11 protein-coding genes are annotated in these 14,588 nt (G+C 48.7%); 7 read left to right on the forward strand and 4 right to left on the reverse strand.

Features of this window, described 5'->3' with window-relative positions:
- Positions 1-13: 13 nt before the first annotated feature.
- From KB186_RS21110 to KB186_RS21125, 4 genes are read right to left on the reverse strand one after another with little or no spacing between them, the layout of a single operon-like run.
- On the reverse strand, positions 14-1,291 hold the full coding sequence (locus KB186_RS21110) for a vWA domain-containing protein (protein WP_173610267.1): 1,278 nt from the start codon (positions 1,289-1,291) through the stop codon (positions 14-16).
- Complete coding sequence (locus KB186_RS21115) at positions 1,288-3,636, reverse strand: hypothetical protein (RefSeq protein ID WP_232774306.1); 2,349 nt, start codon at positions 3,634-3,636, stop codon at positions 1,288-1,290. The genes KB186_RS21110 and KB186_RS21115 overlap by 4 nt, the downstream gene beginning before the upstream one ends.
- 34 nt (positions 3,637-3,670) lie before the next feature.
- On the reverse strand, positions 3,671-7,060 hold the full coding sequence (locus tag KB186_RS21120) for a tubulin-like doman-containing protein (RefSeq protein WP_232774307.1): 3,390 nt from the start codon (positions 7,058-7,060) through the stop codon (positions 3,671-3,673).
- A 13-nt stretch (positions 7,061-7,073) separates the two neighbouring features.
- Positions 7,074-8,867, reverse strand: a complete 1,794-nt coding sequence (locus tag KB186_RS21125; protein WP_232774308.1) for a vWA domain-containing protein — start codon at positions 8,865-8,867, stop codon at positions 7,074-7,076.
- Positions 8,868-9,064: 197 nt separating this feature from the next.
- On the opposite strand from KB186_RS21125, the gene KB186_RS21130 reads away from it, so the two are divergent.
- From KB186_RS21130 to KB186_RS21160, 7 genes are all read left to right on the forward strand, one after another.
- Positions 9,065-9,214, forward strand: a complete 150-nt coding sequence (locus KB186_RS21130; protein ID WP_007724683.1) for a hypothetical protein — start codon at positions 9,065-9,067, stop codon at positions 9,212-9,214.
- Complete coding sequence (locus KB186_RS21135) at positions 9,211-10,146, forward strand: hypothetical protein (RefSeq protein ID WP_173610263.1); 936 nt, start codon at positions 9,211-9,213, stop codon at positions 10,144-10,146. Before KB186_RS21130 ends, KB186_RS21135 begins: the two co-directional genes overlap by 4 nt.
- 14 nt (positions 10,147-10,160) lie before the next feature.
- A complete protein-coding gene (locus KB186_RS21140) occupies positions 10,161-11,924 on the forward strand; it encodes an SH3 domain-containing protein (RefSeq protein ID WP_232774309.1) in 1,764 nt (587 codons plus the stop codon).
- Between the two features lie 152 nt (positions 11,925-12,076).
- Positions 12,077-12,709: a LysE family translocator gene (locus KB186_RS21145; protein WP_173610261.1), complete on the forward strand. Its 633-nt coding sequence runs from the start codon at positions 12,077-12,079 to the stop codon at positions 12,707-12,709.
- An 11-nt stretch (positions 12,710-12,720) separates the two neighbouring features.
- Positions 12,721-13,353 (forward strand): YHYH domain-containing protein, encoded by a 633-nt coding sequence (locus KB186_RS21150; protein ID WP_173610260.1) that lies wholly within the window; start codon positions 12,721-12,723, stop codon positions 13,351-13,353.
- Positions 13,354-13,615: 262 nt separating this feature from the next.
- The gene (locus tag KB186_RS21155; RefSeq protein WP_173610259.1) at positions 13,616-14,233 is read left to right on the forward strand and encodes a class D sortase; all 618 of its coding nucleotides are present in this window, start codon (positions 13,616-13,618) and stop codon (positions 14,231-14,233) included.
- A gap of 54 nt (positions 14,234-14,287) precedes the next feature.
- Positions 14,288-14,588, forward strand: a 301-nt coding sequence (locus KB186_RS21160; RefSeq protein ID WP_232774310.1) for a hypothetical protein, incomplete at its 3' end; no start/stop codon positions are given.

A 14,588-nucleotide genomic window follows, 5' to 3' on the forward strand; every position in this document is an offset into this window, starting at 1 on the left:
CATCATGCTCCCTTTACAGATCAAACCGTTTGCTGCTCTGGTTCCCGGGGTCCAAGGCACGGGGATTTTGTCTGGTGTTCAGTCTGCGCTTTGCAAAAGACGATCCGCCACTCGTGGAAGCTGGCACAAAGAGAGTGAACAATGTCAGGATGACGGCGAGCAAGGAACACGCCAGCAAACGTACCACCATATCGAGCAAGTCGATCGACGACAGACCCATTTCCAAAACAAGTCCAGCTAACAGTCCTGATACCGCCCCGCCAATCGTGAAGCTTTTGGCCAGATGGCGATTATCAAAAATCAGACCCAACGCCAAACCGAGCAAAGCACCGATGATCAGAACACTGACCACACGGGTAATGGCGTAAAACATGCTATCTTCTGTTGCGCCTGTCCGCTCGGAAACAATATTGCGGTCTGTTCGGCTCATATCGTAAATCTGACCAAAGATTCCTGTCATTTGGTCCGCGTGTTCAACATTGAAGTAGCTGCCTCCAGTCTCAGCAGCGATCTTTTGAAGCAGTGCCGTTCCGTCTGCATCGATTTGGCTCATGCCTACCGTATGGACAATTACTTGGTTTTGCTTGTAGGGCGCAAGTGCGGCAGGGACATCCAGATCACTATAGCCGTCTGACATCAACACGACCGTACTGTTCGCCATTTGATTGGCTTGCAGCTGGTCCAGCCCCGCTTGCAGTGCCAGATCGATCCGGGTGCCTCCATCCGTGCGCGGATATTGGAGCAGCTTCTTCACAACCTCATCCTTCACGGACTGGCTACTCAGCTCGGTAAGGGGTTGCAGCACGTTCGTTTGATCGTGGAATGTAACCACTGCTATGTTCATGTCACTGTCCATGCGCTGCACCATGTCGGCTGCTGCTTTGAACAATTGGTTATCCGGGTCAGACGACTGCATACTGCCTGACGTATCCAGAACCATGATAATATTATTGGCTCCGCTGGCCTGTTGAAATGATGAACCGTACAGCAGCTGAAGCAAGAGCGCCACTACGCCCACCATCAAAAACGTGCTGGGCACGAGCATTTTCCACGAAAAGCCCAGATAGCGCTGCTTCCAGCCGACTCCATTCAGTCGTGGCGAGATCATTTCCGCAATGAGGCACATCAATCCTACGAAAAAGGCATATTGACCAAAATAAAGTCCCATTAACAACCATTGCGGTATTTCTCCGGAAAGCTTGCCGAGCATGACTTCCCCGACCAAAAAACCGATCACGCCACCTACCAGACTACACACTAGCATGAGTAAGCTTACCCTTCTCTGACTCATGACGACTCATCTCCTCCCACGCGGCGAAAGACAAACCCGCTGTCCTCATAGGAAGCATGGTATTTCTTGTTATTGCGGTAAAACATCAACTCTTCCATGCCGAATCCACCCATCAGGTTCATTTTTTCTATCCCGCTTTTTTGTTCCTCGTGGATGCAGCCCAGCTTGTAGGTTCGTGTGCTCTCATCCTTGTGCAGCGCATACTGGACGAAGTCGTTGTGAATATCGGCAAACAAGTACTTCTCCTCATAGCGGTGCTTTTGCAAGAAATGGAACACTTCGATGTGAACCGCTGCCCGCTCTGCCAGCACCAATGCCAGATCGAGGAACAAATCCTCCTTCGTCAGCACGGTTCGGTTATCGTAAGCAGCCCCGACGTTGGCACGCGCAAGCAGCTCCGCCTCAAAAGATAAAGCAAATGGCGCACGGGTGAGAATCTCGTTCCGACAAAATTGACACAGCCTCTCCACGAGTCCGGCGAGTCTATTCCCGCTAAGTAGAGCGCCGCTGCCAATATACCGTTGTTCCATGTAAAAATCACTGCCGCGTGAAGCTTCCAATGACCGGATCGTTTCATGGACGACCGATTCGTAATATTCGTCCACGTTTTTGCCCAAGTAATCAGTCGCTTCCCGAACGCTTGTCTGGGCGATTTCCCGCAGTTGCTTATGCAAGGCTTCCAACTGCTCGACTTGCTCACCTAACTGCCGGTGAATCTGCTCTGCCTGTTTCTCATAGCTCACAAGGATGGAGAGCATCATCTCCCAATCCAGCAGCTCCAGCTTTTTGCCATAAATAGTGTCCAGCAAATGGCGAATAAAGGTCCGCACACGCTCCTTATCCCGTGTAAAAAACCCTCCTATGCGAATGTCCTGCCGATCCACCCGCTCTTGGTAGAGATCGACCAGCTCGGCTTTCACCTGTTCAACCTGTCGCGATGTCTCGCGAATGCCTGTGCGCAGCTCATCCAGCAGGTTTGCTCCATTGGCGTGTTCGGCTGTGAGATAGTAAGCCGCATACAGCCCAAGCCGCTCATCCTCGATGACTGCTTTCTGAATCAAATCAGCCAAGGACTCCTGAGACAGCATGTGCTCCAGACGTTTACGCGCCCCGGAAACGACATTCGCCTCAAAAAAGGCTTGGCTGCTGCCGTCAAACAAAGCCAGCTCCGCTTCGCGCATATTCATATTGCAAAGCTCGCTGTAGCTGATGCCAGAGGTCATGAGCCCCGTCATTTCCTCCAAGATGTGATCCTCTGGAAGAATACCAGCCAGTTTTCGTTGCAAATCATGTGCCGTCAATCCGAGCTTTTCTCTCGCTTTAGTTTTCGGCAACACCTCGCCGTCCTGGAGTCGCTCCCAATAGCGGTCAAATACTGCGGACAGCACCGTCAATGCAATCGCATGAGTCGGTCGCTTTACTTTGGATAGACCAGCAGACGCGAACTTGGTCTGCCCGTGTTCAACCGAGATGCTACGCATAAATTGCAGCTTGTTATAGCCGTCATTGCTTTCATGGAACTCCGGCTCTGCCTTTTTGTTGTTCAATAGCACCAGCTTGCTGATCAGCTCGTAATTTTCCTGCATGCCGCCTTCGATAAACAAGCCATGCTCTGTCTTGTCACTCAATAGATACGCCAGCGAAAACAACGGTGCGTTCACATGCTCCACAGGCAGTTTCACGAGATCCTCTGTTACCAAAAGGTTCGCTCGATAGCTGTAGTCACTTCGCTGATAGCGATTGACCTCTTCCAAAAAGCTGACCGAGAGCGCTGTCGAGAACCCGAATGCTTCCCCGTTGTTCTTTTCCTGTAACAGGACGTACAGATCGACTGATACGTTTTTAAACAGCTCATTGAGGTAGCCCTTTAGTAGCAGCGTCAGCTCTGGCAAAAGAATCGTGGCAGGGTCATCTGCCCTTGCCACGACGGCAATATTGACTTGCTGAAAAGCAGTGAACAACTTGCCCATTTCCGCTACACGCACGCTTGCCAGCTTCATTACCTTGTTCAGTTCCATGGTGACAGCTTCATCGAGCAAAAAACGCTCGTGGATTGAAATACGCATCTTTTTCTTGTCGTCATCAGCCTGCGGCAAGCGGCAGCCGATTACTTGCGGATGCTCCCACGTTTTGTCCTGATACGCATGGACATAAAGCACACCGTGACCATTTTGCCAATTGCGCTCGTTGTGGGCACGAACAGCTTGCAATGCCTCTACGCTCTTATCCCCGAGAAAAAGGAAGAGCACGGGGTTTTGAATGCTTCGCTGTCCGTTTCCGCTATCCAGTTGTCTTTCCAATTCCGTAACGTATTGGGTCGCGAACTCTCCAATCAAATCCCTCATGCTTCCTCCTCGATTATCAAACGATCCTAATTGTTTATTGCAGCGTCTTGCGCATATCGTTTACTTTTGACCAGACCTTTTTGTAGAACTGGAACAGCTCTTCACCGTTTACGTATTCGTCGCGATCGTATTCCAGATCGTTTTTCGTTTCTTGGAAAGCAGTTGCGATTTCTTCGAGTTTTGCCAGCAATTGCTGCGTATCCTCTGCTGAAGTCATCGCGTCACTGCGTTTTGCAGCCTTGCGCTGGATGGTTGCCATGCTCTTGTGATCCAATGCGCGGAATTTTTCATAGATAGCGAATTCAACGTGCTTGTTGACCTTCATCAGGTTGATGAATGGCTCCCACGCATCTTCTTCCTCATCCTTGTCGTAGACGTACAGCGCACCGCGCTTGCAAATCGTCCCTGTATAAAGGGCTTCGATGAATCGGGTCACCAGCTCTTCTTCGTCCTTGATGGCACCTACGATCTGCTCCAGCTCCTGGATTTTGGCCTCGATTTCTTCGTATTTGCTCACTTCTTGTTCGATCAGGCGAATCTGCTCCGGATAGCGAATCAGGTTTTCTTTTGCCATCTCTTCATTGATACTGCCGAACACATCACGTGTAAATTCTTGCTCCAGACCATCTTTCATGAAGCCTTTGAGCTCAACCAATACACGCTTGATCTCGCCTGGGCTCAGCTTGGTTGCGTCTCCTTGCGCTTGATGCTTAGCCAGGAAAGTGGCCAGCGAGAACGGCTTCGTCACGATGGATTCATAGCGGTTGCTGGTCTTGCTGTCGCTGCCTTTTTCGCGGATGACTCCGTAGCGCACCGCACGGTCAAACAGTTCGCGTACTTTGGCGTTGTACGCTTTGATCCGCCCGTTTTGGTACGTGTCTCCCCACGATTTTTCCGGAATAGGGGATGGTAGATACGCCCAGTTGTTCTTTTCCGTTTGAACGAGGTGGCGTCCAATACCCTCTCTGTCCAGAATTGTACGTTCGTAGCTTTCCTCGTAGACCTTCAACGGTGTGTAAGCGAACAGTGGAACACCGTTTTTTGTATTCAGCCAGAAGATGCGGTTTTTGACTTCGCTTTCTTTGACGGTAAAACGAGAACCGCTAATCGCTGTATTTTGATAGTTTTTAATCCCCTTCAAGATCGATGGTGCTTTCAGCGGCACGGATACAAAGCCCCAGGAAGGGAAGTGCATATTGCCGAGATTGTTGCTCAGGTGGAAGACTGGAATCGCCTCTTCATCCAGCTTGCTCGCAATCTTGCGCTCTACGATGCGGTCGAGTGTCTCGTCCTGGCCGTATTTGATCACGAGGAATTCTTCCATCGACTTGGTAATCACCTCACCGAACTTCTCCGAGAGGAATTCGGAAATCGAGCTGACGATATCCAGCTCCTGCTCTTTAACCCACTGATCGGAGTGTCGCAGCAGCTCGCTGGTGAAATCGCGGATCAGGTCATCCGCATCCTTTTGCTCCAGGATGTTGCTGACGACTTTGGAGATATCCGGCACACTGACGATGTTCCAGTAGTACGTTTTGTTGCCAGTGCGGTCACTCTCTTCGCCGCCGTTGATCAGGATGTCGCCGTTTTGCTCGAAAATCTGGTTGAGTGCGTTCAAAATCTCAGTAAATACGTTATAAATGCGGTTGTTTTCTGCATTCAACAAACGGTGCAGCTCTTCGTAGAATTCGATCATTTGTTCCAGCTTTTCCTGATCAGCCAGGAGCTGGTATTCGTTGATCTTCGCTTCGATGTAGCTGTTTTTCTTCTTCTCCTTGGAGATGAAAGCACTGCGGGCATCGCCCAGCTTTTCATTCGCGTTCTCTCGTGCGCCCTCGATCTCAGGCGGGAAGCTCTCCAAATTCGCCTTGAGGCTCTCGATGTAGGAAAGGATCATTTTCATCAGGCAGTAGCCTTTGTCCGAATGAATCAGACGGGATGCATAGAATGGTCCTTGCTGCGGGTGCAGGAATACACGCGTGATCATTTCGCCAAAAACAGAGATCATGTCGCCTGGCATCTGCTTTTTGGACTTGATGTACACTTCGCGCGCTTTGGCGAGATAGCCTTGCTCCAGCTCGTGGTCGATGCTCACGACTTGTTGGGTGATCACGTTGCTGTAGTTTAGACGCTCGCTGTTTTCATAGCCTGGCAAAGGCTCAGGAACGCGCTCCTCGAACTTGCGGGAAATCGAGTCGATGTCGATTCCCAGCTTGCGGGCGAATTTCTCTGCATCTTCTTGCGTTGGGGCTACCGTGAACATTTTTTCCATCTTTTTAAACAAACGATATGCCAAGTACGTTGTCATCTCTTCGATTGGCAAGACAGCAGAGGAAGCTCCGATGACGTTGTACTGGTAGTTGGCTGCGTACGCTTTTGGCATCTGGTTGATATTCGTACGGATGTTGCTGATATAGTCGTGGATAGCAAACTCTTCACCCGAGCGCTTTTCTTCGCTCGCCATGAAGTTCGTGATGTTCTCCGCGGTTACGTTCATGCAGTAATCGTAGGCATTTTCCAATGCTTTGCCTTCCAGATTAGTCGCAGAGATCAAATGGCACAGGTTGAATGGCGGCATTGGCGACTGCACGGTGAGCACGTTGCCGTATTGCTGGCGGAAACGCTCATTGCGCTCATCCGCATTCATCCAGTAGTCCAGCTCTTTTAAGGCCGCATAACCGTTTTTCATGATGTAGTCGCGTGTGTGCGAGCTGAGACTCTTGTTCGACAGGTTGACGTCAGGCGTGAACAGGTAGCCCAGCGTATTCACCTTGTCTACCCCCGCACTGCCGAAGTCGCGCTCCAAAATGCCTCGTACGATATAGGCGATGTCGAGGAAGCAACCGCTCCCCGTTCCCCCGGACAAACCACTCAAGAGGAAAACAGTCAGCTTTTTGTTCGTGCCCTCGCACAGCATCTTGATCTTTTTCTCAATGGTTTGTACCACCTGCGTGATTTTCGTAAAGAGAAGGAGTCGCCCTGCCTGGCGTACACCCGATGCTCCGCTGATTCCGTCCGTAATTGTCAGCTCTGGCGAGAGCCAATCCGTGATGTACGGCTCCAGAATGCTGCGATTCTGCAACACACCGCCGATCTCAGGGTTGGACAGGAGTACGAACTCCGTCACTGGATCGAGTCCGATGCCCTTGTACTTTTTGTTGCGGTCATGCTCATTCGTTTCAAACGCGATGAATTCAATATTGTCCGGCTTTTCCTTGCGCTTTTTGGAAAGCTGGTCTACCGGCAGCTTGAAGCGTCTGTTCACTTGGTATTTCAGGCGCAAAAGCGCATCAATTCCTGTACCGCCAAGACCGATGACGAGCATCGGGTTATCGATTGTATCTACGCGAATCTTGTCACTGACGATTCCTCCGCCGAGGGATACGTCCAATTGTTGAATGTGTTCTCTCACAACTGCTTTCATAATCGACTCACTCCTAGACGATGTAATCTACATATAAGGACTTGTTCACATTCGTTAACGAAATTTTGATGCGATCGTTTTTCTTCAACTCTTTGCCTTTGCTTGCATCGAGTACACGCCCTGCCTTTTCGATTCGGCAGCTCGAACGGTTTTCGATGATCAGCGTATCGTTTTTCCCTGGTAAAAAGATGACCTTCTCTGTCTCCGCAAACTCAGGAGCGAGCTGCAAGAGCTGGTGGAGCTTCACTTTTCCTTTGAATGCGTTCAGTTTCTTGTACTGCGGATTAGACTTTTCGCCTGTGTCCTCATCCACGATCTCGATGGCGATTTGGCCAGCGAAGCCCTTGTTCGCCTTGCGATAGATCGACAGTGCGTACAAACCTGCACCGATCAACAGGAGGAGAAGCACGGTACCTCCTACTACGGTCATCCATGGAAATGGTTTCGATTCTGCATCAGGATTAGTGGTTGTGTTCGGCTTGTTCGCTCCAGAGCCTGCCGTTTTGGCAGCATCGACAAGGAGTGGCTTCGTCTCCCGGTAAAAGCTGGTGTCTTCTGCCTTGATTTTTATCTCGTACGTATGGTCAACCGGGATTGTGAAGCTGCCTTCGAACCCGCTGCCCGTATTGTTCAGGACGACCTCATTTGTCTTATTATCCGTCTTGTCATTGACGATCAGTGTCGCCTTCATTTGCTTGTACAGATCAGGACTCGCTACCTTCTGTCCGTTTGAAACAAGTGCTGCCTTGATCGGTACGACATCGCCAGCCTTGAAGCTCTTGGATGTGACTGGCTCCATCTCCAATTGCAGATCGTAGTTGAAGATGAGGTTAATATCGATTTTTTCCTTTGGGACACCTTTTACCTGTAGCTTCCAATCTCCCTGCTGTGGCTTGACCAGCTTGATCATCGTGTACGCATTGGATTTCGACAGTCTCACCTGGTTGGAAGGGATTTGTACTTCCTTGCCCGCTGGGTCATACAGCTTCACTTCCACTGCTTTTTGCGACATGATCGAGATGTTGGCTTCCATGACACTGCCATTCGGGATTGGGATCGGAATCTCCTGAGCTTGACCGTTTGCGACGAAGCTTTTAACCGGGACAACCTTTAGCTTCAGGTGATTTGCAAAGATTTCGCTCAAAATTTGCGGGAGCTTGTCCGCTGTACTCGTTTCGAAAAATTTACCATTTGTCTCCGCAGCTATCTGCTGTAGTGTCGTGCGGTTAAGCTGACCGTCTGCATTCAAGCCAATCGTGTAAATCGGATAGCCCTTGTCTTTTGCCTCTTTCACAGCTTGCTGCAGCTCTTGATCAGACTGTGTTTGGGTACGGCTTGATGCTTTGTTCAGATAGTTGTTTCCATCTGCCAGCAGCACGATGATCGGCGCATTGTTTGGATTGCGTCCCGCATCAAGGATTTTTACTGCTTCGGTTACGCCTACTGCAATATCGGTGTAGGCCCCTTTTTGCAGGCTGTCGATGAAGGCTTTGATATCGTTCTTGTCTTCTTCGGAATTAATCTCAAGCAGTGCTTTTTCCCGCTCGATCTTGTCGGTATAGGCGACGACACCAACCTTGTTCGCTTGGATCGACGTCATGTCGACGAACATTTTCATCGCTTCATTGCTGACTTTGTTCTTATCGCTTTGGGTCATGGAGTTGCTGACGTCCACGACCAGGACAGCGTCCATATTGTTTCCGCTTGTTTGCGCAAAGCTCGGATGAGTGACGGAGAGGACACTGACCAAGAGTAGGGCAAGACATGCTACGTATCGACATAACATTCGGAATCGTATTATTTTCATAAGTGCTCCTTTTCTTGTTCGTTACAAAGAATTTGTGAAGTGTTGCAAAGAAAGTAAGACTATGACACTATTACCACTAGATTCAAGAAGTAGTAGACAGATGATAAAAAAGTACTAGAATGATTGCCCCTTACTCGTAATACGATACGACATGATTCTTTGTTACAGATTTCGACAACTTCGTTAGGAGAAATTTTATGTTAACTTACTTTCTGTTGTTTGCGGCTTTTTTGCTGCTAGCGGTCCGATTCCTCAAGCTGCTGCGACTAAAACGGCGCAATCTCTCCAACGCCGAAATCGATCAGCATCTTCATGCCTTACTGAATGAGAAGAGGGATTCACCATGAGAAAACGAATCGGCGTACAATTTCGCAAAACCCGTAAAACCACTCATACGTATGAAAGAATTCAAGCGTGCACGCGATGCCATACGTATCATGTCCTGTGGGAGACACATTGTGAGACCTGCGGGAGAGCCTACACACCGATCCGCCAGGTTTCCCACGCTGTGACGCGCCGCTATGTGCAGACGCGCTTTTTGCTCTTGGGCTTATTCGTCTGTCTTGCTGTCCTTTCTGCGGATACCCTTTTGCAATTAGCTCTCGCAGGAGGTATTGGCTGTGTGTTGTTCGTCTTGTTTTTCATGATGCAGAAAAAATACGGCAGCTATGAAAGAGACGTACAATTTCAACACTTTTTAACGAGGGAAATGGAGACGATCAAGAAGTCACTTCTCCATCATTTAGAGGAAGTGGGCAACGACGTCAAAGAAGGACACCTCAAGGAAGCCTATGAAAAAACGAGAGAGATCGGGCACTTCATCGATTCCGATACGATCAAGATACGCAAGATCATGTTCCTCAATCATTACGTCCTGCGCAAAGACATGGAGCTGGAGCTCGAAACGCTCATCCCGTCTATGTACGACAAGGACTTCATGGAGTATGTGCGCGAAGTCATCAAGGTCCAGCCTTCGCTCGTCAAAAAATCCGTGCTTACCTATGTCAGACGTTATAAAAAGCAAATATTGTTGCTGGAAAACGGGGATCAACTCATCGGTCAGGTGGCAGGTGCAGCGCTCCGCATGAAGTCGTATGTGGATGAATATCAGGATCTGATTATCGAATTTATCGATTTTTTGCCTCGCGAGCGCCTTCTGCGATTGGCAAAAATGGTACAAACCCATAAGAATGAAGGTTGGGAACAACTATATCATTCTACCAAAAACAGGGTGGATACGCATTACGCCTTTGACCCGGATTTCAAAGGCATACTGTGAAGGAGGAGCCTTTTATGCTGCCTATCTCTCCCTATCATAGGTCCCTTTGGGTCCGTAATATTTTTCTCGGACTCTTTGCCTTGGGTTTGATCGCCGTTCTGTTCAAGCTCGGATTCGGATACAAGCAGATTACGTTGTATAAACAAGCAAAGGCGTTTTACGAACAAAAGAACTTGCTGCAAGCCGAGGAAACCTTTTCTCGTGCCCATGATATGGCTGTCCTGTCCTACGGGGATGACGAATGGAATTCTATCATGTTCCTACTGACTTCGATCCGTACTGAGCTGGAGGGGCTTCAACAGCAATCGCTCGCGGCCATTTCGGAAAAGAAGGTCGCAGAAATCGGCGCGGTCTACGAACAATACCAAGCAGTCAAACAGAAATATCAGAATCAAAAGGACGTACCGGGGATGTTTTTCCAGCAATTGTCCGCTCAGATGGGGATGGATAAGAGCTTTTCCGATTATTACTTGAATGCCTTGCAAACAGCGAAGGCTCAGGCACAAGCGAATCTCGAAAAGGAAAAATATCAGGACGAATCTTTCATTGAAATACTCCTTGCCATTCCAGATGAATACTACGGCGGCAAAAAGAAGAAGCAGGCAGAGCTCACGGCCTTGTTCCAGGACTATGAAAAGACGAAGCTACGGAAATTGATCACTTCTGCTCCTTTTGAAGAAGTCATCACCAAAACGGCTACAAGCATACGTCATTACGAAAAACTGGGTATTGAAACAGATTGGTTAGTGGGTCAGTTGGAAAAGTATGCGCTAGCTGAAATCAAGGAGGTCATTCGTTCAAAGGATTTGAGTGCCTTCGTTGACATGGCAGCCGCCTATCGCAAAATCGAGGATGTGCTGTCCAGTGATTCACCTGTCCTCGATTCGATCACCCGCTATCTGGAAGGCAAGCTCAAGCAAGCAGAACAATACATCAAGTCGTTCGAGTTCACCAAAGCACGTGAATTGTACGAACAGTTGAATCCACTCCAGGATACAGCTACACTCCTGTCCGATCTGGAAAAGCTCTGGTTGGAATACGATCCCGCACGCTTATTGCAATTGAGATATCCAGACAGAACGTTCACCGACATACTCTCCGGCACAGATCGCTGGGGAGCAAAGCTTTACGCATTTGGACTCTCTGGGGCAGATCAACGTCTTTACTTCGCAGCGAAAATGCCGAATGACTCGATCCTCTATTTGGATCAGTCGCTCGATGCAGACATGAAATCGGCAAAGGCTAAGATCGACGATACTCTCGGAACTAAAGAAAAGCCTGTGATTATCGTGAGTGCATCCGGCAAGGAGCGTGCTAACGCCTACACGGCACTCTCTCCGAATTTGACAAAAGAGTCACTTGATAAGCGCTTTTCGGTTGAGGCTGATGAACTCAGCGTAGAGGACTCCGAGCATGTGATCATGAAAAATGCGGTAGGCAAAGGGGAAAACGAAATCGCTTTGTTCAAGCTCGAGGACAATGGCTTGGCTTATATGGAAAAGCTGGCTGACTTGGAGGAGGGTTCCGAAGAAACGACCGAGGGAACCGGGTCAGAAGAAGCGCCTTCCCCTGCTGACGGCACAACAGAAGCGACGGATAAAACTCCCCCTGCCACTCAAAAAATCGATGTTTTTGCAGGACCCGGTGAAGAATATGAGAAGATCGGTCAGGTAGCAGCAGATGGTTCCTTCCAAGTCATCGCAGATCTGAATGGCTGGTATCAGATTGTGTTTGATGGAAAAGAAGGCTGGATACGCACTGCCGAATCAACGCCGTAATCTGTTTGCTGAATTAGGAGCTCCCCCTCGCGATCATGGCATACCTTCCTTGATCTGCGTCGGGAGCTTTTCCTCATTTTTCCGCGTTGCGTTAGGTATCAGATTATTCTATAATTTGTTTTTATTTTATAGACAGATAGGAGTGAGAAGAGATGTTTGGAATCATTCATTATGAAGCATTTCTGATGACCGCGATCATGTTGAACCTGATACCCGGCTCAGACACGATGTACATCATCACCCGCAGCATTTCGCAAGGAAAACAGGCAGGTATTCTTTCGGTTCTCGGCATTTTGACAGGCTCACTCATTCACACGCTCTTGGCTGCTTTCGGCTTGTCGCTCATTTTGGCGCAGTCCATCGTGCTTTTTAACATCGTCAAAATATTGGGCGTCGCCTATCTCGTCTATTTGGGCATTCGGATGCTCATGACGAAGGAATCACCAGTTTTTGACGCAGCCGATTCCAAGAAGGTGAAGGGTGAAAAGGTCTATCTGCAAGCGATCCTGACAAGTGTCATGAATCCAAAGGTCGCCCTGTTTTTCATCGCCTTCCTCCCGCAATTTGTTAGCGCGACGGAAGCCGGACCACTCCCTTTCCTTATTCTTGGTCTTACTTTTACCGTTACGGGTGGCATCTGGTGTAGTCTCCTCGCCCTGTTTGCTTCCTTCGCTACACAAAAATTGCGCAATAACCAGAAGTTCTCTGTCATTCTCAACAAGCTGACGGGGATTGTTTTTATCGGGATGGGGTTGAATTTGTTGCGGGCGAAAGCGAATCCTTAGGAGGTTTGTCTATGAAAAAGATTATTTCAGTACTCGCACTCATTCTTTGCTTTGCTTTTTTACCTGTTCAAATGATTGAAGCACATCCAGGCAGAACGGATGCGAATGGTGGGCACACCTGTAGAACAAACTGCGAAAAATGGGGATTACAGTATGGAGAATATCACTATCACAACGGTGGCGGCGGCTCTTCCAACAGCCAAGTGAAAAAATCGGCCCCTCCAAAGCCAGCGGCGCCCCGTACACAACCTAAAATACTACCTTCAAAAACAATTGTTGCTGTAGACAATGCTAACGTTTATTCTGCTCCATCCCTTGACTCTGTCGTTACTGCAACCCTATGGTATGGTTTTGAAATCAAAGCATCCGGTACACAGCCAGAATTTATCGCCATGGATCAAGGTTACGTTTCCAAAACAGTGGTCACCTCTTATACACCAATTACTCCCAAGACCGTTAAAATTCAAGGAGAGAAAGGCTACTTCTTCTCGACCCCTTCCACAGAAAGTCCAGGCAGGGGCTACGCTGTCAGAGATGCACTTGTTCAAGTAGTCGGTGAACGTGGAGATTGGTATTACGGCTCCACCATCGATGGAAATGGGAAGATTTTAGTTGGATTTGTTTCGAAGAGCGTCGCCTATTAACTATAGAAAAAAGACCGAAAAAGCCAGGCAGGAGATTCTTTCTCCTCTGGCTTTTTTCATGTTCAGAAATTGTTTAGGTCGAAAGATTATGATACTTCTAGGCATTTTTTCAAAATTGGAACAGCGGTGAATCTGTTGTTCCCGACTAGCAAGATTTATACAACGAAGAATGACTGGCTGAAAAAAGTTTAGTGTAACTAAAAATTAAGGCAAGGGGGGAAAGATGAATTGAGTTAACGGTGCGAAAAGGGAGTTGAAGAATGTGCGAGTGCTGTTAAGTGCTGGGTTTATCCTGGCAGGCTTATTCCTCCTTTTCTATCCTCAATGGGAAACGGCGGTCTCTGCACAAAAGCAAGAACAGCTCATCGAAGCGTTCGAACAACTGAGCAACGTCAGCGAGCAAATAGAAACGGCTGCATCCGAGGACCCACCAGCTCCTCAGATACAAAAGCCGCTCGCTATGTTGGAAGGTGCCAGAGGCGTGATTCGGATTCCCAAAATTGATCTGGAAATGATGATTTATGAAGGCGCGGACAAGCATGCCTTGAGTAAAGGTGTTGGCCTGATCGAGCCAGAGAAGGAATTCGGTGTGAACAATGTTGGACTGGCAGGTCATCGCGGGATTACTCATGGTAAGCAATTCAATCGTTTGGACGAACTAGCACCTTATGATGAGATTGAGATCAGGACGAAAACGGCAACCTACCAATTCGTTGTCGTGAAAGCCTTTATCGTAGATCGTACACAAATAGAAGTTCTTGAGGATCAAAAGAAGCCATTGATCACCTTGGTCACATGCACCCCTGTTGGAGCAAAAGATCCGAAGGACAGACTGATCGTTCAAGCTGAATGGAAACAAACGACTTCATCTCAGCCCTAACACTTCTTACTGAAAGAAAGAATGAGCTAGTTTGATTACGTACAGGAGGAGCATATGCAAAGGAAATCTTGGGTCGTTGTGGTGGCACTTTTGCTCATCATCCAAAACTTTTTCGGTTTCACGACAACCACGTATGCCCAAACACAAGATGAGGTTGTCGTTGGCAATAGTGGGGAGCCGGGCACGGGCAACCCTACTGATCCGGGCACAGGAACTCCTACCGATCCGGGTACAGGAACTCCTACCGATCCGGGCACGGGCAACCCTACCGATCCGGGTACAGGAACTCCTACCGATCCGGGCACAGGAACTCCTACCGATCCAGGCACAGGAACTCCTACCGATCCGGGCACAG

This window comes from Brevibacillus sp. AF8 (assembly GCF_021270385.1).
GTDB lineage: Bacteria > Bacillota > Bacilli > Brevibacillales > Brevibacillaceae > Brevibacillus.